The sequence below is a fragment of the Paenibacillus amylolyticus genome (assembly GCF_047302515.1).
GTDB lineage: Bacteria > Bacillota > Bacilli > Paenibacillales > Paenibacillaceae > Paenibacillus > Paenibacillus amylolyticus_G.
Genome location: NZ_CP168019.1, coordinates 3444044 through 3466773 on the forward strand (window position 1 = coordinate 3444044; position 22730 = coordinate 3466773).

Below are 22730 nucleotides of genomic sequence, written 5' to 3' on the forward strand. Positions count from 1 at the left end.
TCCTTTATTCAGAAATCATGTTGTCCGTTTAAGCCACTTATTCATAAATCCCCTGATTCCTGTCAAGGTTCCGTATCCTGGAGTTGCAGGTACAGCCAGATAACGAAGAGCAAGTTTCTCTATATCTTTAGAGGCTTTGGCATTGGGATAAGCCAGACTATAGGGCATTTGCCTTTTAACCGCCTTGACTACCTGGGCGTCTTCTGAAATATACCCAAGCAGCGGAATATCCGTCTGCAAAAACCGCCTCGCCACTCCAGCTATTTTTTCTGCCACCCGTTCCGCTTCTCGTTCGTCTTCCACCCGGTTAACGATCATCCGAAAGGGCGTAGCATTTTCCTGGCCGTGCATAACTTTGACTAAAGCATAAGCATCGGTTATTGAAGTCGGTTCAGGTGTAGTTATAATCAGGCATTCATCAGCAGCACCGATGAACTTCATATTCTCTCTGGAGAGTCCTGCCCCAGTGTCAAAGATGACATAATTCATTTCCTGGGCAATATCCTCGACTTGACTGGCGAAAAACTCCAGATCACGATCAGACAATGAGAACAACTCTTTCATGCCCGATCCTCCAGCAATGTAAGGCAAGCCACTGGCACCCAGTTGTATGATTTCCCTTATGGATTTTTGTCGGTACAACAGGTGGTAAAGATTATAGGAAGAAGACGTACCCATAAGAACATCAATATTAGCCATTCCAATATCAGCATCAAATACAAGTACCTTTTGCCCCAAAGCCTGCAATGCCAAGGCAAAGTTCAGTGTGAAATTGGATTTACCAACACCTCCCTTACCACTGGCCACAGTAATGATTTTCGAGGATCGAATATCTCGCTCAATGCCTTCCAATTCCAATGGCGCGGAGACCATACTTCGAAGTGCAGCTGCCTGATCCTTCATTGTGACCATTCTCCCAGCAACTGTTTGGACAACGAATCTGCATCTGGTTTCAACAAATCGTCCGGAACATTTTGTCCATTTGCCACATATGCGAGCTTGAGTGGAAAACGGTGCAACAAGTTAAATAGCGGACCGCAGCTCCCAGTCTCATCCATTTTGGTGAAAATCACCTTATCCAGTCCATATTTACTGAAATGTTCCGTGATCTGCACCATATCAGCACTTTTGGAAGTCATACTCATGACCAGAAAGGTTTCGCTATTCTCTACAGGAGCAAGCAAACTTTGCAGTTCTGAAACAAGTAATTCATTTCTGTAGTTTCTACCCGCTGTATCCATAAAGATCAAATCACAATTCTCTAATCGAGAAATGGCACGTTGTGTATCACCGGGCGATTGCACCACCTCAAGTGGAACATTCAGTATAGATGCATACGTTCTAAGCTGTTCTACCGCCGAGATCCGATACGTATCTGATGTAATGAATCCAACTTTACGCTGTTTTTTGAACATTTGTTCAGCTGCCAATTTTGCAATTGTCGTAGTTTTCCCTACACCGGTTGGTCCAGCTACATAGACGATTCGCGTGGTAGGAAGAATGCCTTCTTCAATACGTTGCTCCAAAAAGTGCATGACCTCAAGCTTCACTATTTGCTCTACATCCTGTTCTTTCAATCCATCCTCAGACCATTTTGCTTGAATTGAATCAAACCAGGATTCCCATACTTCAGGCCAAACGTCCTGTTCTGTCAAACGTTCTCGGATCGTATGCAGTTCCTCTGGCACAGGGTCCGCAGAAGTACCTTGCTTTGAAAGCCTGGTCACCATCTGTTTAAGATCCTGTAATTCAGTCATCAACTTATCCTGCTGCAGGTCTGAACCTGTTGGCTTCGGACCAGTTGTTGAACCCGAAAAATCCGCCCCTTGCGGTCGCGGTTTATGATCCGTGCTTGAAGAACCTGAGCCGCTGTCTATGTTTGAACCGATATTACGCGATTCAAACACAGACGGTGCAGCCGCAGATTGGTCCTGTACACTTTGATCAGCTGTATTCGTTGTCACAGACTCATCAGAAGCCGCAACAAACGAACGAGCTGTTTGCCGATAAGCCTCAGGTACAAATGAACGAGGTACAGGTGTGAATTGATTTTGTACTGGCTTTGTTGTTTGCTTGTTTTCTTCCTTATCCACTGCAGCTACAACTTCGATCCGTTTTTTGCGAAACATTCCCATTACACCGCCCACCTTAATTTCTTTGGTGGACAGAATAACGGCATCACTTCCCAGGTCTTTGCGAATTTGAAGCATAGCTTCGGGCATGGTCTCAACAACGTATTGTTTTACTCTCATAAGTTCACCACCCCGATACTTTGAATTTCAACATTCGGCTCCAACTCGCTGTAGGAAAGCACAGGAATGTCCTGCATAGTACGTTCAATAACCTGACGCAGATACATCCGAATGGTTGGAGAAGTTAATACAACAGGTTGTTGACCTGATTGAATCAAACGGTTCACTTGTTCACTGAGCTTCTGATATACACTTTGTGTAGATACAGGGTCTAGCGCAAGATAACTGCCTTGATCCGATTGTTGCACACTTTCAGCAATTTTCTTCTCAAGACCAGGTCCAACCGTGATCACTCGAAGTGTCTCACCTTTCTGTGAGAACTGCTGAGTAATCTGACGTGAGAGGGATTGTCTGACGTATTCAGTCAGCACATCAGGATCCTTCGTATACGTACCATAGTCAGCCAGTGTCTCGAAGATGGTAACCATATCTCGAATAGATATTTTCTCACGCAATAACTTGGCAAGCACTTTCTGTACATCACCAATGGAAAGTAGAGAAGGGATCAGTTCATCCACAAGGGCAGAATAGTTCTCTCTGAGATTATCCACAAGTGCTTTTGTCTCTTGTCTTCCAAGTAACTCATGCGCATGTTTCTTAATCAGTTCCGTCAGATGTGTAGCCACAACGGAAGGTGGATCAACGACCGTATATCCTGCAAGTTCCGCTCTGTCTTTGGTCACTTCATCTATCCATAGTGCTGGAAGTCCAAAAGCAGGCTCCGTCGTTTCAATACCTGTCACAGACTCCTCATCATAGCCAGGACTCATGGCAAGGTAATGATTCAACAACAGTTCTCCGCCACCTACCACATTACCCTTGATTTTGATAACATACTCATTGGGTCTGAGCTGGATATTATCTCGAATCCGTATGACCGGAACGACCAACCCCAGTTCAAGAGCACACTGCCTCCGAATCATAATGATCCGATCCAATAAGTCCCCACCCTGCTGATTATCAGCAAGCGGGATTAAACCATAACCAAATTCAAACTCAATAGGGTCCACCTGAAGCAGGTTAATTACACTTTCAGGACTTCTAACCTCTTCAATCTGCTGTTCTTCTTCCAACTGTTCTTCCGCTACTTGTTTCAAATTCAGATTATTCTGCATACGCCACGCGGCATATGCCAACACACCTGCCAACGGAAGGGTAGTAATAACATGAATTGGTGTGAAGAAACCGAGCATGGCAATAACGAAAGCTACGATATAAATTAGTATTGGATATGTAAACAGTTGCCCCGTAATATCATCTGCCAGGTTTCCTTCTGAAGACGCTCTGGTGACGATAAGTCCTGCTGCTGTGGAAATAAGCAGAGCAGGGATTTGGCTTACCAATCCATCTCCGATAGTCAGTACAGAGTACGTTGACATTGCATCTGCAAAAGCCATCCCATGCACAGTCATACCGATAATAAATCCACCAATGAGATTGATCAGGAGGATGATAATACTTGCAATTGCGTCACCTTTTACGAATTTACTTGCTCCATCCATCGCTCCATAGAAATCGGCTTCACGTTCAATTTTGGAACGACGCTCACGAGCTTGTTGCTCGTTGATCAGACCCGCATTCAGATCCGCATCAATACTCATTTGTTTACCAGGCATCGCATCGAGAGTGAATCGGGCAGCAACTTCAGCTACGCGCTCAGACCCCTTTGTAATAACGATAAACTGAACGACAACGAGGATCAAAAACACGATAAATCCAATTGCAATTTGCCCTCCAGCAATCCAGCTACCAAAGGTAGCAACTACAGCTCCTGCATCCCCTTCACCAAGAATTAGCTTGGTAGTCGAAATGTTCAGAGCCAGTCGGAATAGTGTAGTGATCAACAACAAAGCTGGAAAAATAGAAAACTGCAACGCTTCTTTGCTGTTCATTGCAACAAGGAGTATCATCAGTGCAATTGAAATATTGACGACCAGCAACAAGTCCAACAGCCAGGTTGGGATCGGAAGAATCATCATCAACACAATGCCAATGATACCCGCAAGGACAGCTATATCTTTAATCTTCAATGAATGTACGGCCTCCGATCCCCTTTTATTTCGTTCTGCCCTTTAGTTTATATACATAAGCCAGCACTTCAGCTACCGCTTGAAACAAATCGGCCGGTATAGCGTCACCAATCTCGGCTCTCTGGAACAATGCCCGTGCCAGCGGCTTGTTTTCCATCGTAATAACACCGTTTTCTTTGGCTATTTCCTTAATACGCAAGGCGACATAATCCTGACCTTTGGCAATAATCTGTGGTGCCTCCATCTCGGAACCTTCATACTTTAGCGCAACCGCAAAGTGGGTCGGGTTCGTGATGATTACATCCGCATTTGGCACTTCCTGCATCATACGCTGCATAGCCATACGACGCTGGCGTTCCCGGATTTTACCTTTGATCAGCGGATCACCTTCCATTTTCTTGTACTCGTCTTTGATGTCTTGCTTGGACATACGAATCTTCTTCTCATGGTCATACTTTTGATACATGTAATCAAATATCGCAAGTATCATTAATGCCACTGCAATCTTGATACCAAGACTTAAAGTGATCGACGCAGCGAAATGTAAAATAGCATCTAATGAAAAATGAGAAAGTGAAGCAATATCTGACTGGTAGCCTTTAATTGTACTGTAAACGAGATAACCGATAATCGACATTTTCAAAATGGATTTAGCAAATTCCACTAATGAGCGGAGAGAGAATATATTTTTGAAACCTTTAATCGGGTCCAGTTTCTCAAGTTTTGGCTTCAAACCTTCCCCTATAAGAAGAAAACCAACTTGCATGTAGTTAACGATCAAAGCAACCAGTAACGCACCCAGCAAAACGGGAGCGATCAATAACAAAACTTCAATGCCATAGCGCATCATAAGCGCCATCACATTCTCTCCGGTGATATCCATACTCAATCGATTGATGAAGATATCTGTAAACAGACGAACTATACGTTCTTTATAAAAATTACTGAATACCATCATGATCAAAAACACGATTAGGAGAATGGATGCGCCAGATAGTTCAGCGCTTTTTACAACCTGTCCTTTTTTTCGTGTATCCTGTCTCTTTTTCGGGGTAGCTTTCTCCGTCTTCTCCCCTGAAAACAACTGGAGGTCGAGTTGAAGTTTCATCCGTGTCTTTTCCTCCGTTTCACTCAGCCGGGCCTTTGTCCAATGGTTCCAAGCAATTTTTCCATCGATCTGAATATCGCTTCGAACAATTGACTAAATACAAAGGAGAAACTGGGAACCAGCAAAAGCAAAATAGCAAGACCAACGAGTAACTTAAGCGGCAACCCAACTGCAAATACATTAAATTGAGGAGCAGTTTTGGCCAAAAAACCCAATCCAACATCCGTCAAAAACAACGCAACTACAATCGGAGCCGACATCTGAAAAGCCAGCATAAATGATTGACCTAAGGTCTGAATCAAAAATTCAGCAATACTTCCATCTGCCAACCGTAGGAAAAACACATTAGATAATGGTACCCACCGGTAACTGTAAACTATCGCATCCAGCAAATAATGGTGACCATTCATCGTCAGAAACAGAAGCATAGCAAATGCATACTTCAAGTTACCCGTAAGTGGAGCTGAAGCACCTGTCATTGGATCGTATACATTGGCCATACCAAAACCGATCTGTAGATCGATAAAGGTCCCCGCAGTCTGAACAGCCGTCATCAACAGATAAGCCACAAAACCTAAAAGCAGGCCAATTAGAATCTCTCTGATGATCAATAAGACATAACTCAGGTCTGTGGGTACGGTCTGGTCTATTCCGTAAATCAGATAGACAGATAATGTGACAAATGCAGAGATACCTATTTTAACTGAAGCCGGCACATTTCGAGCCGAAAAAACTGGCGCAGTTACAAAAAATGATGTGATTCGACAAAACATAAGCAGAGCGACAGGGAAACTTTGCAACAATGTCTCCATCTGCTAAAGCCTACCCTATGTATCTGTATAGATTATCGAGAATGTTAAACGTAAAATCGACCAAGATATTTAAGATCCAAGGTCCAAACAAAAGTACTGACAGAAGTACGGCAACAATCTTGGGTACAAAAGCTAATGTTTGTTCCTGAATTTGAGTTGTCGCTTGAAAAATACTGATTGCAAGTCCTACAACCAGAGCTAGTATAAGCATGGGTGCACTGGCCAGCAATGACGTGTATACCGCTTTCCCGGCCAGACCGATAATAAATTCCGAAGTCATGACCGTCCTCCTTTAACTTTCCGGATCAAGTGTTAAAACTCAGTAACAGTGACTTGACAACCAGATACCACCCGTCCACAAGGACAAAGAGCAGTATTTTGAAAGGTAATGAGATCATGACCGGCGGTAGCATCATCATCCCCATTGCCATGAGTGTACTCGCGACAACAATGTCTATAACCAGAAACGGAATAAAAATCATAAACCCCATCTGGAATGCTGTCTTCAACTCACTGATTACATATGCCGGCACCATAACAGTAATTGGGATATCCTGATAGGTCTTTGGTTGTTCAGTCTGATTGTACTTCATAAACAGCAGAAGATCTTTTTCTCTGGTGTGACTAAACATAAATTTCTTCATGGGATCCGCTGCTTTTTCAAGTGCCTCGGTTTGCGTAAGCTCTCCCTGGAGATAGGGCTGAAGCGCTACCTGATTTATGGAAGACAACGTTGGCGACATAATGAAAAGTGTCAGAAATAGCGCCAAACCAACCAGCACCTGATTGGGTGGCATTTGTTGTGTACCCAAAGATGTACGTATAAAACCGAGCACAATCACAATCCGAGTAAAACTGGTCATCAGTACAAGCATTGCTGGAGCAATACTAAGCACCGTAATTAACAGAATGATGGACAGTGAACTCGTGCTTGGTGTTCCTCCATCACCGTTTCCAATCTGAATATCAATATTCGGAATGGGTTCGGAAAAGGCAACCGTTACAGATGCCAGACTGATAAGTCCTAATAAACAACACGCTAGCCAAATCTTTTTCTTCATGAATCCCTCGACCGATCTGTAGTATTGTCTTTATCCAGGAGCTTTTCCATCTTCTCTTTACGGTTAGGCATCTGCCGAAGTTTGGATTCAAACATTTCGTGAAAAGAAGTTGTGTCCTCTAGTTCCATTTCCCGCGGCGGTTCTTCTTTACGGAAACGTTTTGTGAGCTTGGCAATGAGAGGTGAGAGATTTCCTTGTTGTGCAGCAGCATCTCGTTCGAAGGAATCAATGATTCTTTGGGCCTCTTCCAGATCCGAAACCTTATCTATCAACTGGATGTCTTCACCTACACCAAGCAGATATACACATCCACCAATTTCCATAATTTGCAACGACTTGTTTTGCCCCAGTCCAACTCCGCCCAGGGTACGAATTGTGCCGTGCCGGAACATTTGCTGATTCCTTTTGTTTAGAAAACGGATCAGATAAACAATAAGGGCCAGGATGACGGCCAGGACAACAATCACCCATACAAGCTGTAAATAATAATTACTTCCCACGCCAGCTCCTCCTGGAATATCACCCTGAGCCATCATCATGTCTCTTAAACGCCCAGTGTCTTGCTGATCGCTTCGATAACCCGGTCAGATTGGAACGGTTTAACGATAAAGTCTTTGGCACCTGCTTGAATAGCATCGATTACCATCGCTTGTTGACCCATCGCGGAGCACATAATTACTTTAGCGTTAGCATCAATCTTCTTGATTTCTTTCAAAGCTGCAATGCCGTCCATCTCAGGCATCGTAATATCCATTGTGATCAGATCCGGACGAAGCTCTTTAAATTTCTCAATTGCTTGTGAGCCATCCTGTGCCTCACCAACAACCTCATATCCATTTTTGGACAAAATGTCCCGGATCATCATTCTCATAAATGCAGCGTCGTCTACGACTAAAATTCGGTTTGCCATCTTGATTCAAGTCCTCCCTAAATTGTGCTTATTGTAATTTCTGAATTCGGTCCCATTGGCTAACGATATCTATAACACGAACACCAAAGTTTTCGTCAATAACGACAACTTCTCCCTTGGCGATCAGTTTGTTATTCACCAAAATATCGACAGGTTCCCCGGCTAACTTATCCAGTTCGACAATCGAACCCTGTGACAGTTCCAAAATATCTTTAATTTGCTTCTGGGTCCTTCCTAATTCTACGGTGACTTTAAGGGGAATGTCCATCAATAAATTCAAATTGTTTTCGTCTACCTGACCATACGCGCCATTTTGCAAATTGGCGAATTGAACTGGTTGTACGTTAACATTCCTATTTGGCATTCCACCGTAATGTTGAGGTGCACCATAAGGTTGCTGCGGGGGCATGCCATACGGCTGCTGTGGCGGCATTCCTTGAGGCATACCCATCGGGGCCTGTCCATATCCGTTATAGTCCTGAGCAGGCTGTTGTGGAGCCTGTGGAGCCTGTTGGTGCTGAACGGGCGGCTGCTCCGTAACCGGTGGTGGCGTTGCTGGTACAGCTGCTGGCGCAGGTTCAGGTGTTGATGCCACTGGTGCGCTGGCAGTTGACTCCTGAGCGCCTCCAATCAGCATATCTACCATGCTTTTGGCAAAATGTACTGGAAGCAACTGCATCAGATTGGAATCGATCAGATCCCCGATTAACAAACGAAATGAAACTTGGATAAGGGTCTCATCTGCTGGAAGATTACTTACACCCTCTCCACTCTCCAGATTGAGAATATCGATTCCCGGAGGGGAAATATTCACAAAACGATTAAAAATCGTGGACATTGAGGTTGCAGAGGAACCCATCATCTGGTTCATCGCTTCCTGTACCGCACTAATATGGATTTCATTCAGTTCTTCATCGACCGGATTTCCTTCGCCACCCAGCATCAAATCAGCGATGACTTGAGCATCTCTCTTCTTGATAACAAGTGAGTTAATGCCTTCGAATCCATCCACGTAATTCACATGAACGGCAACATGCGGCTTAGGAAAAGCTTCTTCAAACTGCGTTCGACTAATGATAGAAACTTTAGGTGTTGTAATATCTACTTTGAGGCCTAATAGCGTGGATAAAGCTGTTGCCGCGCTACCAAATGTAATGTTACCAATCTCCCCCAAGGCATCCTGCTCCAGCTCGGTCAAAAAATCATCAACCGTCTTTTCAGCGGGTTCCGAGCTGTTTATCGATTCCGATTGCCTGAGCAAAGCATCGATTTCTTCTTGGGATAAATAATCCTTACTCGTCAAATTCTTCAACTCCTTCGGTGACAATCTTGTCTATTTGCACAGCCACACGGTCTTTGATTGTCCCCGGACTGCCCATGTATTTCAGTTTGTCACCCACTTTAATGGAAAGTCCCTCATCAACTGGTTTGTTCAACGTAATGACATCGCCAACGGACAGACCCAGAAATTCTGCAATTGAAATTCTCGATTCTCCCAATTCCGCAACGATTGGTAACTTGGCTTTGTTCACACGCTCTTTTAGAGCATCATACTCCTCCGGAGCTCTCGTTTTCTTCTCCGAAACAAACCACTGATGAGTTGACAACCGTGACATAATAGGTTCAAGAACGACATGCGGTATACATAGATTGATCATGCCTGTCGTGTCACCAATTTTGGTACTGAGCGAGATCAGAGCAATGGTCTCATTGGGAGATACAATCTGCATAAATTGCGGATTGGTCTCGAGCGCTTCCATCCTCGGGGTAATATCCAACACGGTCTTCCATGCCTCTTGCAAACTTTCAAATGCACGACTGAATATTCGTTCCATAATGGTCGTCTCAATCTCCGTCATCGATGCGATCTTGGTTGGAGCAGTTCCGGTTCCACCAAGCAGGCGATCCAACATCGCATATCCCACGTTTGGATGGACTTCCATCACCATTCGTCCCTGTAGTGGCTCCGCTTCAAAAATGTTCAATATCGTCATCTTAGGAATAGAACGGATAAACTCATCATAAGGCAACTGTTCGACCTGAACGACATTGATTTGAACGAACGTCCGCAGTTGGGCTGAAAAATAAGTGGTGAGAAAGCGTGCAAAGTTCTCGTGAATACGGGTCAAACTTCGAATATGATCTTTGGAGAAACGCACTGCCCGCTTAAAATCGTATGATCTAATTTTCTTCTGAGTATCTTCCTTCTTCAATTCTTCTGCGTCCATCTCACCAGAAGAAAGGGCTGCTAATAGGGCATCAATCTCATTCTGTGATAATACATCCACCATGTTCTCACCCCCTTACAGGTCTACAGCATGTTCTGTTCATTTACATCGTTGCTATCACAATGGATGAAAAGCTCGTACTACTTAAATTACTTTCTGGTAAAGCTTCATTAATAAGACCTGTTAATTTCTCATTAAATAGTATCCGACCCTTTGCTGTAGCCAGTTCATCAGACTTCGTATCTGCAAGCGTCTGAATGATAATCGGTTTTACGACAATTTCTTTAATTTTCTCGAAATCTTCCTTGGCTTTTACGTCAGCCAACTTGAATGAGAAGCTAACGACAATAACATGATCTGTATCAGCCAAATTGGTTTTAATTTCTCCAAGCTCAGAGGAAACTTCTACAATCTCATCCGCAGTCATCTTCTTGGCTTCTGAAGCTGCCGCCGTATGTGTGTCGTCCTTATTCCCGTTCTGTCCTTGCATAAATACAAACACAACCACCACAATGAGTGTTATCGCCAGCAACATGGTTGCAAGCCAGGGCATCATTTTTTTCATCAGGATTCCTCCGTTTGCTGCACTTTAATAGTGGCTGCCTGAACCCCGATTTCACGGTTGTAATCTTTAATTTTGGAAATAACGTCAGCGGCTTTTTCAAGCACAATCAGTCTCTTTCCAGTTACCAGAGTAATATACGTATCCGGCGTCTCTTCCACAATTTCAACCATCAGCGCATTTAACCACATGGGAGAACCATTTAACCGCGTAACCGAAATCATGCTAAGCCCCCTTGATCAGAGTGGGAGGAGCAAGCTCCCCCACGTTTTAAAAATTCATTAATCAGCTATTAACGTTTCAGGTTAACAACTTCCTGAAGTATTTCATCCGACGTTGTAATGATCCGGGAGTTTGCCTGGAATCCACGTTGAGCTACAATCATCTCAGTAAACTCTCCTGTCAGATCCACGTTAGACATCTCGAGCTGTCCTGTGATAATAGAGCCAGTTCCATTTTCGGCATCATTCGCTGTCAAAATTTCAAGCTCACCATCGGGATTAGCATTTGCTGTCATACGGTATAGATTACCGCCGATCTTCTCTAAACCTTCCGGATTGACCACTTTTCCGATACCAAGTTGTGCTCCCGCTTCAACTGTTCCATCCGCCATAGTTTGATTGATCGTACCATCCTGACCAATCGTGAAGGAAACAACATCATCAGGTATCGTGATATTTCCACCACCGTTATCCAGAACAAACAATCCATCCGATGTCAAAAGGTTACGTGCAGCATCCACATGGAAATCCCCCGCACGAGTCAGGTAAGGCACTTCCTGATCTTCACTCAAACGTACCAAGAAGAATCCATCTCCATTAATCCGCATATCTGTTGGGTTGTTTGTTGTCATTGGACTTCCCGCCAAATGTAATGTATCAATAGAGCCTACAGATACACCTAGACCAATTTGTTTTGCATTCACACCACCGGTTGCATCACCAGGTGCAGTCACACCTGAAGTGGTTTGGCTCATAATATCTTTGAACATAACCCGACTGCCTTTGAAGCCAACCGTGTTTACGTTCGCAATATTGTTACCAATTACGTCGAGTTTTGTTTGGAAACCCCGCATCCCGGAAACGCCTGAGTACATTGATTTCAACATTTTTAAAAATCCTCCCAGTCTTCATTTGGTTACCGCATCAGTCGGTCAGCGGCATTCCGGCTCCCGAGAAGGGCCAGCCGGTCAAGAAATGATTACGGCACTATCAATCTGAGTGAACACATTGTCCTTCATGCTCTCACTATCCATAGCTGTAACCACAGTACGATTTTTGACATTGACGATAAAAGCCATATCCTGCATTAAAATCAATGACTCTTTGGCTCCTTTGGCAGCAGCTTTGTCCAAAGCAGAACCAATCTGTTCCATTTGCTCGGTCTTGAGTTCAATACCACGCTGTTCCAATCGTTTGGCAGCATGATTGCTCAATTTCAGAAGGTTATCTTCCAGCACCTTTGCAAAAGGTTTTTCGGGTATAGCCGAAGCTTCTCCCGTTTTGGGTCTTTGAAGCATATTCGGTGTAATCGGGCCTGCGTATAATTGTCCAACCGTTATGCGATCACTCATATCGTTTTCCCGCTATCTTCCGTATCACCCGTTTCAGCGGATGATTCAACTTCCTGGCTCTCGTTCGTTTCAGGGGTTTCATCCTGAACGTTCTGTACCGGAGTTTGACTCTCTTCTGCCTGTTTTGGATAATTCACCTGAATGATCTCATCCAGCTTAATCTCGTCGTTGCCCACTTTTGCGTATTGAACGCTATCTCTTACAATGATGGAATCTACAATACCCTGACGAAGAGTTCCGTTATCATCTTTATTAGAAGAAAGCCAACTTACCTCCATGCCAATCATACCGGATACAGCACCAAGGGACTGGTTCAATGTTTTAAGCTGCGTAGAAATATTGACCAGTTGTTCCACTGAGCTGAACTGTGCCATTTGAGCGATAAATTCCTTATCCTCCATTGGCTGCATCGGGTCTTGATTTTGCAGCTGGGTAATCAGGATTTTTAGAAACTGATCTTTACCCAATTCTTTTGTTGCTGCACTTGTGGTTGCTTTATTGGCTGCCGAATAGTTCGGCCAGGTATTATTCATTGAAACATTTTCATTAGCCATTTACTCACCTCATTTCTGTTTAAGCCTCAGCACTAAACGTATCTCTCTGTAATTCGTTTCCTTCGACTTGCTCGCTACGCCAGTTACGCAATTCTTCTTGAATCCCTGCTGTAGCTATAGCATCATCCGATTGTTCCTCACGCTCACGCGAACGACGTTGTTGCTGAGAGTTACTTCCCGGCTGACGGCCTCCGTCCTGATACATCTGTGATCCGATTGAACTGTTCTGGGTAACCTCAAGTCGTTCCACTTGAATTCCCTGGGCTTGAAGTGAAGAACGTAGCTGCGTCATTTGTTGTTCAAGCATGTCTTTAGCCATCGTATGTTCAGTCATAAACCGTGCAACCAACTGCCCGTTCTGCAAGGTAATTTGAACATCCAATTTACCTAGATGCTCAGGCCGAAGTGAGATGGTCGCCTCGGAAAATCCTTTTTGCTGGACAATATCCAGCTTATTAACAACAAACTGTGTCATTTCCTTGGCAAACTGTGATGTTTGCATTACAGGTTCAGCCGGTTTTCCTGCTGTAGTACCTGATGAACGCAAGGACAGCTCTCCTGCAGTAATGATGGTTGAGTGTTCCACTTCTCCACCTGCATTTGAAGCAGATGTTGTCTCAGCCTCAGCTTTCACCTGGGTTCCAGAATTCGCCACTGCCGCAACAAGAACTTGTGGTACGACCGAATCCTGTTTGGATGTTTGAAGCGAAGTACTTGGAGCGACTTGTGCAGTCTGATCCTTAACTGCAGTCAATGTATCCAGTATGGATTTCAGTTCAGTCCATCCTTTGTTACTAGTGGTATCCACTCCAGCCTCTTGAAGCTGACTCTGCAGAGATTGTAACAAATGTTTGAATTCAGGAGCGTTCTTCGCAACGTTACTCTCAGGATCATTCATTCCAGCTACTAATTGTGTAAGCATATCTTGCAGAACAAAACGTACTGCTGCCGGATGCTGCGACAGTTCAATTGCGGGTACTGTTTTTACGCTTTCCGCTCCGTTCGAAGACTCGTCGGAACCTTCTTCATTAGTACCTGAAGGATTACTTAATTGTGTATACATCTGTTGAATCAGAGTTTGCAAACCTGCAAGTAGAGCTGGGTCATTTTCCAAAGCTTCGTCAAGTGAATCCAAGTCCGTGAACAACGAATTCAGTATATCTGTGATTGATGCCGCTTCTCCTTCTTCACTTGTAGCAAAGGAAAACACCAACGGATTGGCAGTTAAGCTTCCAGTAGCGCTTGAACTATCACCTTCTGTGTTTCCTCCAGATAACGATTGTGCAAGAGTTTGGAGAAATTCACCGCTAGCACCTGCAGCTGAACCTTTCGATTGTGCTCCGGTTGTCTGACCTGCTCCTGTTGCTTTTGCAGATGCTGTGGATGCCATTTGATATACAATCGACATTTATTTTCACCTCCTCTCGGTTATACAGTGTAATCAGATCTACTTGTTACCCATTAATCTGTTCAAAATTTTTGCAGTTTCAACCGAGTCCTCTGAAGACATGTTCTCAAGCAATTGAGAGCGTGTTGCATCATCCACTGAATTCAGAATGGTCAATGTTTTGTCAGGACTTAACTTGTATGTTTCCAATAATAGCTTGGCACCACTTGAAGCAGACATCGAAGCAAATGTTTGACTAAGCTGGTTTTTATCCAGGTTTTTGCTTGTGGTTGTGGATGCAGTTGAAGTTGCTGCGGTTTCTTTCTGCAATCTGGATTGCAGCGCATCCAGTGCCAGATCCCCGGACGGTTTAGCATCCTTCATCATCATAGTGACATCGGCTGCTGTTTTCGGGTCCATCTTTTCAAGCACCTTGGTCCGAGCAGATGACTGCATGGCATTCAACAACAATACCATTTCCTCATTCGTCATATTTTGCAAAATCGGTGCAGCTTTGCTTGGGCTCATGTCAGCATACATTTTAGCCAAATCTTTGATTTGTTTCTGATAATCAGATTCCGTTTCCGGCGTTGCTGCTGTAGCCGTTTCAGCCGCTTTTTCCGCATCATCCAACTTCTTCTGAAGGTCCGTGGCCTTCTTTGCTTCAGTTGTTGTCGCTTCCTGTGCTGCCTTGAGCTCTGTTTCTTTGGCAGTTACTTGGGATTTCAGCTTTTCGATTGTGGCTTCAGCACTTTCAACCTGCTGCTCACTCTTCTCCAGCTTCTCCTTCTCAGGATCCAGTACAGGATCAGGTACCCATTCCTTGACTACCGGTATCTTGTTGGCGAATTCAAACAAATTATTACGAATATCTACATTAAATAGCGTAAGTAGTACACCTAGCAATACTACGGTGAATACAATCGGGATTGAAATCATGAGAAACTTTTCCCAACCGCCTCCCGACTCTTTTTCCATGTCGCTATCATCTTTAACAGCCATCGTTCATTCCTCCTTCACGAGACAACTTCGCGTCCGGCTCACATCAATTCGCGCGTCCGGCTTTGGCAGCGAAGCGTACAGTAGCCATCTCGTCCAGATCGTTCTGTTCCCGGAGGAGCATCTCCTGCTGAAATTTGTTTTTCGCCTTGTCTCTCGCTCCAAGCCATACTTTTTCATCAACCATCTTACCGTTCAGAAACGTCTGATTCCGTTGCACATTGACCTGAGCATGTTTAACATCACTGTTTTTGCGTGAAATGCACTCGTCAAGGTGATGTACATAACGCTGCATCTCCTGCAGACTGTTTACAGACGCTGTATTTTCCGTAGCAGATTGGATAATGCCGATCAGATTACTTCTGTCGTTCAGAAGTTGTATCAGATGTTCTTCCTCCGTCTGAAGTTTACCGATCGCTGTGGATAACATCCACTCTGCCTGTGTTTTTTCATTACTCTTCAGGTCAACAACTTTCTGGAAATGATATCGAAATTTCATCGTTTACCCATTCATCTCCTTGCAAATTCAAGAATCAAACGTTCCTGTACTTCACTTAAAGTGACTTTCTCGTCGACTTTCTGCTTGGTAAAGTTCCATATACTATCAATCTGGTCTATCGATTCATCTATGGCTGCATTTGATCCCCGCTGGTAAGCTCCAATATTGATCAAATCTTCCGATTCTTTGTACACAGCCATCAAACGTTTCATATTATTAACGGCTTCCAACTGCTCTTCCGGAGCAATATCCTTCATAACACGACTTATGCTGGCTAACACATCAATCGCTGGAAAATGACCTTTATTTGCAATGGATCGATTTAACACAATGTGTCCATCCAGAATACCCCTTACCGCATCCGCGATTGGTTCATTCATGTCATCCCCATCGACCAGAACGGTGTAAAAGGCTGTAATCGAACCGGTAGGTCCTGTACCCGCCCGTTCAAGCAGTTTGGGCAAACTTGCAAAAACCGATGGCGTATATCCTCTCATTGCCGGAGGTTCACCTACGGCCAGACCCACTTCCCTTTGTGCCATAGCATATCGGGTTACCGAATCCATCATGAGCATCACGTTCATTCCACGATCTCGGAAATACTCTGCAATAGTGGTCGCAATAACTGCTCCCTTAATCCGAATCAGGGCAGGCTGATCTGAAGTTGCAACAATGACTACGGAGCGTTCCAGTCCTTCCGGACCCAGATCCCGTTCAATAAAGTCACGTACCTCACGTCCACGCTCACCCACAAGCGCGATGACATTGACATCAGCTGCTGTATTACGAGCAATCATGCCCATCAGTGTACTCTTACCAACACCAGAACCAGCAAAAATACCTACACGCTGTCCCTTACCTACGGTCAACAATCCGTCGATAGCCCTTACACCAACACCCATCGTTTCAAGTACACGTGGACGATCCATTGGATTAACAGGAGTATTGGAGGTAGAATACATCGGCATTCTGGATGGGAGAAGGGAACCGTCTAGCGGCTGCCCAAGTCCGTCCAGCACTTTACCGAGCAATTCGGAGCCTACCTGAACGCCGAGTGGTTTACCCGTACCTACTACATCGCAACCAGGACCGATGGATTGAAGTTCCCCCAGTGGCATAAGCAGCACTTTGTTATCTCGAAACCCAACAACTTCGGCCTGAAGAGGCTTGGCCGATTTACCAGGATAGATATAACATACGTCACCGATACTTGCATCTGGCCCTTCTGACTCCACCATAAGACCAATGACCTGAGTAACCTTGCCGTTAATACGAACAGGATCGAATTGGCGCAAATGTTCCATATATCGCTGTGAACTAAGAACCTTCATGTTGATTTTTTCGCTCCTCATCCTCAAGTGCTATGCGGACCAGTTCTTTTTTAATCTCAGCAAGCTGTGTATCAATTCTCGCATCTACACTTCCGAACGAAGAACGAATGACACATCCCTTATCTTTGACCGTTGAATCAGGCAAAATCTGCAACTCTGCCTGAGAGTCAATGGACAGAGACAATTCTTCACGAGCTGCCTGTACAAATGTAAACTGATCAGGTGCCACACAGAGTGTGATCAAACCCTGCTCCCGTTTACGTGACAAACTCTGACGAATCAGTTCCAATGTATGATCGGGTTCAATGGTAAGTTGCTTATCAATGACTTTCTCAGCGATCCCGCAAGCGAGCTCCACGAGGAACGGTTCGGCTTCCTGAATGATCTGATCTTTAGCTACATAAGCTTCCTTGAGCACTTCCTGGGCTTCATTCATCATCTTTTCGATCTGCACCTGGAGATCCAGTTCAGCTTGTACTTTGCCTTCTTCAAAACCCTGTTGGAAACCTTGTGAACGAAGTGCTTCGGTCAGATGTTCATCCTGTTGTCGTTGTTCCTGCCACCAGCTATCAATCTGTTCACGGGCTTCTTGAAGCATGCGCTCTGCTTCTTCCGAAGCTTCACGTACTTGCTTTTCTGCAAACTCCTTGGCATCTTCCAGCATCTCTGCGGTGAGACGTTGTGTTTCTTCGTCCACGCGTGCTTGAAGCGTTTCTGCTTCAGAACCTTCAGCACTATCAACGTATAATTCCGTTTCAGACTCCTCGGCATCACCATAATGATGATGATTTTCAAGTTTTTTACGGTCATCAACCGGTACATACTGGAAAGATTTAATCAAATTAGACAATGATATCATCTCCTCCACCGCGTGCGATAATGATCTCACCGGCTTCTTCCAATCTGCGTATCGTTCCTACAATGCGTGTCTGAGCTTCTTCAACATCACGCAATCGCACAGGTCCCATGAATTCCATCTCTTCTTTGAATGTCTCGGACATCCGTTTCGACATATTCCGGAACACGGCATCCCGAACTTCTTCGCTTGCCACTTTGAGTGCGAGTTGCAGATCTGCGTTGTCGATATCCCGAATAATGCGCTGAATCGAACGATCATCCACATTGACGATATCTTCGAATACAAACATGCGTTTTTTGATTTCCTCTGCAAGCTCCGGATCCTGAATCTCGAGCGAGTCCAAAATGGTACGCTCTGTCCCCCGATCGACTCCGTTCAGAATCTGAACGATCGATTCGATACCACCCGCATTCGTGTAATCCTGCGTTACGGTAGAAGATAGCTTTTGTTCCAGAACCCGCTCCACTTGAGAGATAACTTCTGGCGAAGTACTATCCATAACTGCAACGCGGCGAGCGACATCTGCCTGCTTCTCTTGTGGCAAAGATGACAGAATCGCTGCAGCTTGTTCGAATTGCAGGTAAGACAGAACCAGGGCAATCGTTTGTGGGCTTTCATTCTGAATAAAGTTCAAAATTTGGTTCGGATCTGCTTTGCGCGCAAAGTCAAATGGTCTGACTTGCAGCGTAGCTGTCAAACGATTAATGACTTCAAGTGCTTTTGATGAACCCAGAGCTTTCTCCAGGATTTCTCTGGCGTAATTGATACCGCCCTGAGAGATATATTCCTGCGCCAGACAGATCTGGTGAAACTCGGCCATGATCATATCCTTTTCGGAAGAATCAACTTTGCGAACGTTGGCAATCTCCAACGTAAGTTGCTCAATCTCCTCATCACGCAGATGTTTGAAGATCTGAGCCGATACTTCCGGACCTAATGTAATCAACAATATTGCTGCTTTTTGTTTGCCAGTCAAACCTTGACTGCTTGCCTTTGCCAATGCGCTCACCTCTATTCGTCAGCCAGCCATGTACGCAGCAGATTGACGAATTCGTCTGGCTTTTTCTTGGCCAAACTCTCCAATTGTTTGCGCACCTGACTTTCGTTCGTTACACTGTCCAGCGTAATGGACGGGAACTCTGTTGCTATTGGAAGAGGAATCTCTTCTTCTTCGACTTCGTTTTGTTTGCGGCGACGGCGTACTAACAAAATAACTACCGCTGCGATCAATGCCGCTATGAGTGCGCCTCCACCCCACATCATCGTTGAGGAGAGCTGGAAACCTGTATTGTCTGCAGAGGCAGACTGGAATCCTTGCGACATGACTGAAACTTTCTTTGTCAGATCGGCGTCACTTATTACAGTGCCTGAGTCTGCCAGTGAAGCACGAACAATGTTAACCAAAATGTTCTCAATTGCGTCCTGAACCGGTCCCTGTAATTCTGTTTCTCCATTCGGTGGTTCAACTGCAACGTTAATGGTTAAGTCTTTTACAGTATACGGACTGGAAATGATATCCTTGGCGATTCGATTAACATCGTAGTTTATAGTGCTTGATGATTCTTCGGAGGTAGAGTTACCGGTTGCATCAGATGATGGGTAACCCGGAACTTCCTCTTGTCCTGTGCCAGCAACACCACCTGTTGGGTTGCTTGCGCCAGTGTAGCTCTTTTGAATCTCCTGCACACTGATCTCGATGCCTTTCATATTATCTACATCAACAGGTGTGACCAGATTTTCCTTACGTGTTTCTTTGTCAAAATTAAGCTTGGAGGCTACCAAAACATTAACTTTGTCTTCGCCTACAATCTGGGAAAGGAATTGCTTTACGTTATTACGGACATCGTTTTCAAACTTTTTCTGTAGTGCCATGTTCTCTTGAACTTCGGAAGACAACCCGCCACTGCCACCTCGGGCAGTTGGAATCAATTCTGCTTCATCTGTGTTCGTAATTGTGATGTTCTCAACAGGAAGATTAGGAATTGCAGTCTTAACCAAGTTAAAGTAGCCGTCTACCGCTGCCTGATTTGGATGATAACCCGGTTTGAATTGGAGAGCTACCGATGCTGATGCTTTGTCTTGTTCTTCTAAACCAGCAAAAATGTTATCTTTCGGCATATTCACGAGTACTTTAGCATCCTGTATCCCTTGCATCCGCTGAAGTAACTGTTCAACTTCTCCGTTTATAGCGTTGTTGTACTTTACATCAAACTCTTTATCCGTCATCCCGATGGGGGATGATGACTCCTCGAATGACTTATACCCCAATGAACCATTCTGAATAATCCCTTGAGATCCAACGTTCACCTTTGCAATTGCAACACTTGTACTCGGTACGGATATGGTCTTGCCATCTGAACTTAATTTGTATGGAATGCTAGATGAATCGAGATAACTGATAACGCCCGCTGAATCACTTGCATTCAAATCTGTAAAAGCAACTTCATATTCCGTCTTGGACAATTGCATCGTGAGTACAACTGCAGCCAAAATCAGGAACAGGAAGGTGGATATAAATAATACTTTTTGCTTTTTGCTAAAACTATTCCAATACAGGGATGCCTTATCCCTGTACTGGGCGATTCTCTCATTCACTCTGTCACCCCATCCGAAACTTTGCTTAGTCTGTCCTTACTCAACCCTAGCCGTTTCATAGGTTGACGATCAGGAGCAGCATCGCAGCTGCTTTGTTGTAATGATCAGCGCTATTATCGAAGCGCAAGTAGGTTATTTTATAACTGCGTTCGCATAACTTCTTGGTATGCTTCGACCACTTTGTTTCGGACTTGAGTTGTGAGTTGTAGGCTTAACAAGGCCTGTTCTGAAGCAATCATCACTTGATCCACATTCGCTTTGCCGACCAAAAATTGATTCGACATTTCATGCGATTGAGCCTCCTGTGCTGCAACGGACCCTAATGCATTCTGTAAGTATGTACCGAAGCTCTGAATGGTTTCGGCTGGTGTAGAAGGCTTACTTTCGGTTGCACTCTTCATCTGTAGCGGTTGTATCCCCTGTGTGCTAAACATGTTGTTCTGAATCATTAATGTCCCTCCCCTTCATCCCTGGTTTGTATTTTTCTTATTTTCATTTCTAAGCAGATTATCTTCCAATCTCCAAAGCTTTGGAGATCATCGCTTTGGTTGAATTCAGTGCTGTTACGTTTGCTTCATAGGAACGGGAAGCAGAGATCATGTCGACCATTTCTTTCGCAATATCCACATTAGGCATAAATACATATCCTTCTGCATTGGCATCCGGATGAGAAGGGTCATACACAGGCTTCAAAGGTGACTGATCCTCGCGAATCTCGGTTACTCTTACGCCATCTCCTGAACCGCTACCTCTCATCTGATTTTGCAGCATCGTACCAAATGACGTTTTATTCGGCTCAAGCACAACCATTTTACGTTTGTAAGGGACCGCTTCACCATTGGATACGCTCGCGCGCGTCGTCTCTGCGTTGGCAATGTTGGAAGATATAACGTCCATCCGCAACCGTTGGGCTGTCAGAGCTGAGCTACTGATACTAAAACTATTACTAATGTTCAATTTAGGTTATCTCCCTTCCACGCCAACACGCATGATTTTAATTTGTTCGTTCACTTGCTGAATATAAGCGTTATAACGTAACTGATTCTCCGCCAGAAGACTCATTTCTCTGTCTATATCGACATTGTTTTCGTTGTTATTCATGGAGGTTGACTGGTCCATATTAACTACTGGCGTGGGTACGGAAGAGGAAGGACCTATGACAAAATGCCTTGCATCAGTTACTTTACCCTTAAGAACAGGCATATCTCCATTCATTTGCCCTTGCAACATTTCTTCAAAAGAAACGTCCGAGCGCTTGAAATACGGGGTATCGGCGTTCGCGATGTTGTCAGCAATTGTTCGTTGTCTGATATTGGACGCATCGAGTGCACCTTGCAATCTTTTAAAGCTAATATCGTTTAAAAGATTCACAATCCCCCTCCTCTCTTTAGAAGTTATGGAAAAAGATTGTATCTTTTCCCTTGAAAATTCTTATGTTTTTTTCGACAAAAACATTCGTCTTTACACGGTTTTCTAGGACTTAAGTAGAATTAACTCTGATGTTGTCGTATAACATAAGTTTCTTCGAGTTTGGGATTTATTACAATAAGAAAAAAGCCCTATCTTTTCTGAAAGACAGGGCTTTTTGTGTATTTTCTGCAAATTATGAATTTTTTCGTAAATGTTCGGGCCCAAAACAAAAGTATGTTAATACTCTCCCTTATTGTTCTTAAACATTCTTAAAATAAAAAAAAACTTTCAAGTCTCAACATGAGCTTATAATGCCCGTAATTATGTATATTTCCGAATATTTCATAGTTGGTAATGTTAGAATTTTTTGCCGTTATACTAAGGGTTTATGGACAATATGATAGGTATACATACAAAGCTGTATATTAATCAATTGACAAGTTATCTTTCAAGAATGAAGAAAACTTGTCCTTCCTACACAACACTTTCTTAACAATTAAGTGGAGTCTATATATTTTAATTTTAAGAAAACAATTAGTGGCTTCACACTTTTCTACAAT

At 44.1% G+C, this 22730-nt stretch carries 26 protein-coding genes; all 26 read right to left on the minus strand.

Annotated features, from left to right (window positions below):
• Window positions 1–15: 15 nt before the first annotated feature.
• Entirely contained in the window at window positions 16–903 is an 888-nt protein-coding gene (locus ACDJ59_RS14715; protein WP_413409622.1) for a MinD/ParA family protein, read from the minus strand.
• The gene (flhF, locus tag ACDJ59_RS14720) at window positions 900–2252 is read right to left on the minus strand and encodes a flagellar biosynthesis protein FlhF (protein WP_413409623.1); all 1353 of its coding nucleotides are present in this window, start codon (window positions 2250–2252) and stop codon (window positions 900–902) included. Before flhF ends, ACDJ59_RS14715 begins: the two co-directional genes overlap by 4 nt.
• Window positions 2249–4282 carry a flagellar biosynthesis protein FlhA gene (gene flhA, locus ACDJ59_RS14725; protein WP_036670372.1) on the minus strand — a complete coding sequence of 678 codons (2034 nt, stop codon included), beginning with the start codon at window positions 4280–4282 and terminating at the stop codon, window positions 2249–2251. Before flhA ends, flhF begins: the two co-directional genes overlap by 4 nt.
• 25 nt (window positions 4283–4307) lie before the next feature.
• Window positions 4308–5390, minus strand: a complete 1083-nt coding sequence (gene flhB, locus ACDJ59_RS14730) for a flagellar biosynthesis protein FlhB (RefSeq protein ID WP_413409625.1) — start codon at window positions 5388–5390, stop codon at window positions 4308–4310.
• Window positions 5391–5413: 23 nt separating this feature from the next.
• A complete protein-coding gene (gene fliR / locus ACDJ59_RS14735) occupies window positions 5414–6202 on the minus strand; it encodes a flagellar biosynthetic protein FliR (protein ID WP_036609353.1) in 789 nt (262 codons plus the stop codon).
• A 10-nt stretch (window positions 6203–6212) separates the two neighbouring features.
• Window positions 6213–6482 (minus strand): flagellar biosynthesis protein FliQ, encoded by a 270-nt coding sequence (gene fliQ, locus ACDJ59_RS14740; protein WP_017689172.1) that lies wholly within the window; start codon window positions 6480–6482, stop codon window positions 6213–6215.
• A gap of 25 nt (window positions 6483–6507) precedes the next feature.
• Window positions 6508–7263: a flagellar type III secretion system pore protein FliP gene (gene fliP / locus ACDJ59_RS14745; protein ID WP_413409627.1), complete on the minus strand. Its 756-nt coding sequence runs from the start codon at window positions 7261–7263 to the stop codon at window positions 6508–6510.
• On the minus strand, window positions 7260–7796 hold the full coding sequence (locus ACDJ59_RS14750; protein WP_100529395.1) for a flagellar biosynthetic protein FliO: 537 nt from the start codon (window positions 7794–7796) through the stop codon (window positions 7260–7262). The genes fliP and ACDJ59_RS14750 overlap by 4 nt, the downstream gene beginning before the upstream one ends.
• A gap of 11 nt (window positions 7797–7807) precedes the next feature.
• Window positions 7808–8173: a response regulator gene (locus ACDJ59_RS14755; protein ID WP_017689175.1), complete on the minus strand. Its 366-nt coding sequence runs from the start codon at window positions 8171–8173 to the stop codon at window positions 7808–7810.
• 28 nt (window positions 8174–8201) lie between these two features.
• Window positions 8202–9476, minus strand: a complete 1275-nt coding sequence (gene fliY, locus ACDJ59_RS14760) for a flagellar motor switch phosphatase FliY (RefSeq protein ID WP_413409628.1) — start codon at window positions 9474–9476, stop codon at window positions 8202–8204.
• Window positions 9466–10464: a flagellar motor switch protein FliM gene (gene fliM, locus ACDJ59_RS14765; RefSeq protein WP_413409629.1), complete on the minus strand. Its 999-nt coding sequence runs from the start codon at window positions 10462–10464 to the stop codon at window positions 9466–9468. The genes fliY and fliM overlap by 11 nt, the downstream gene beginning before the upstream one ends.
• Window positions 10465–10504: 40 nt before the next feature.
• On the minus strand, window positions 10505–10966 hold the full coding sequence (locus tag ACDJ59_RS14770) for a flagellar basal body-associated FliL family protein (RefSeq protein ID WP_091017295.1): 462 nt from the start codon (window positions 10964–10966) through the stop codon (window positions 10505–10507).
• Entirely contained in the window at window positions 10966–11187 is a 222-nt protein-coding gene (locus tag ACDJ59_RS14775) for a flagellar FlbD family protein (RefSeq protein ID WP_017689179.1), read from the minus strand. The genes ACDJ59_RS14770 and ACDJ59_RS14775 overlap by 1 nt, the downstream gene beginning before the upstream one ends.
• Before the next feature lie 68 nt (window positions 11188–11255).
• Complete coding sequence (gene flgG / locus ACDJ59_RS14780; RefSeq protein ID WP_074094563.1) at window positions 11256–12071, minus strand: flagellar basal body rod protein FlgG; 816 nt, start codon at window positions 12069–12071, stop codon at window positions 11256–11258.
• Between the two features lie 81 nt (window positions 12072–12152).
• Window positions 12153–12536: a TIGR02530 family flagellar biosynthesis protein gene (locus ACDJ59_RS14785; RefSeq protein WP_047842481.1), complete on the minus strand. Its 384-nt coding sequence runs from the start codon at window positions 12534–12536 to the stop codon at window positions 12153–12155.
• Window positions 12533–13090 (minus strand): flagellar hook capping FlgD N-terminal domain-containing protein, encoded by a 558-nt coding sequence (locus ACDJ59_RS14790; RefSeq protein ID WP_413409631.1) that lies wholly within the window; start codon window positions 13088–13090, stop codon window positions 12533–12535. The genes ACDJ59_RS14785 and ACDJ59_RS14790 overlap by 4 nt, the downstream gene beginning before the upstream one ends.
• Window positions 13091–13109: 19 nt before the next feature.
• Window positions 13110–14498, minus strand: a complete 1389-nt coding sequence (locus ACDJ59_RS14795; RefSeq protein WP_413409633.1) for a flagellar hook-length control protein FliK — start codon at window positions 14496–14498, stop codon at window positions 13110–13112.
• A gap of 39 nt (window positions 14499–14537) precedes the next feature.
• Window positions 14538–15479 (minus strand): MotE family protein, encoded by a 942-nt coding sequence (locus ACDJ59_RS14800; protein WP_413409635.1) that lies wholly within the window; start codon window positions 15477–15479, stop codon window positions 14538–14540.
• 43 nt (window positions 15480–15522) lie between these two features.
• Complete coding sequence (gene fliJ, locus ACDJ59_RS14805) at window positions 15523–15975, minus strand: flagellar export protein FliJ (protein ID WP_413409636.1); 453 nt, start codon at window positions 15973–15975, stop codon at window positions 15523–15525.
• A gap of 11 nt (window positions 15976–15986) precedes the next feature.
• The gene (gene fliI / locus ACDJ59_RS14810) at window positions 15987–17306 is read right to left on the minus strand and encodes a flagellar protein export ATPase FliI (protein WP_036609365.1); all 1320 of its coding nucleotides are present in this window, start codon (window positions 17304–17306) and stop codon (window positions 15987–15989) included.
• Window positions 17293–18156 carry a FliH/SctL family protein gene (locus ACDJ59_RS14815; protein ID WP_413409638.1) on the minus strand — a complete coding sequence of 288 codons (864 nt, stop codon included), beginning with the start codon at window positions 18154–18156 and terminating at the stop codon, window positions 17293–17295. Before ACDJ59_RS14815 ends, fliI begins: the two co-directional genes overlap by 14 nt.
• On the minus strand, window positions 18149–19165 hold the full coding sequence (fliG, locus tag ACDJ59_RS14820; protein WP_036609368.1) for a flagellar motor switch protein FliG: 1017 nt from the start codon (window positions 19163–19165) through the stop codon (window positions 18149–18151). The genes ACDJ59_RS14815 and fliG overlap by 8 nt, the downstream gene beginning before the upstream one ends.
• Window positions 19166–19176: 11 nt before the next feature.
• The gene (gene fliF, locus ACDJ59_RS14825; RefSeq protein ID WP_413409639.1) at window positions 19177–20760 is read right to left on the minus strand and encodes a flagellar basal-body MS-ring/collar protein FliF; all 1584 of its coding nucleotides are present in this window, start codon (window positions 20758–20760) and stop codon (window positions 19177–19179) included.
• A gap of 137 nt (window positions 20761–20897) precedes the next feature.
• Window positions 20898–21209, minus strand: coding sequence for a flagellar hook-basal body complex protein FliE (fliE, locus tag ACDJ59_RS14830; protein WP_017689190.1), 312 nt, complete (start codon window positions 21207–21209; stop codon window positions 20898–20900).
• A 58-nt stretch (window positions 21210–21267) separates the two neighbouring features.
• Complete coding sequence (flgC, locus tag ACDJ59_RS14835; protein WP_017689191.1) at window positions 21268–21717, minus strand: flagellar basal body rod protein FlgC; 450 nt, start codon at window positions 21715–21717, stop codon at window positions 21268–21270.
• A gap of 6 nt (window positions 21718–21723) precedes the next feature.
• A complete protein-coding gene (flgB, locus tag ACDJ59_RS14840) occupies window positions 21724–22131 on the minus strand; it encodes a flagellar basal body rod protein FlgB (RefSeq protein ID WP_036670359.1) in 408 nt (135 codons plus the stop codon).
• Window positions 22132–22730: the final 599 nt, after the last annotated feature.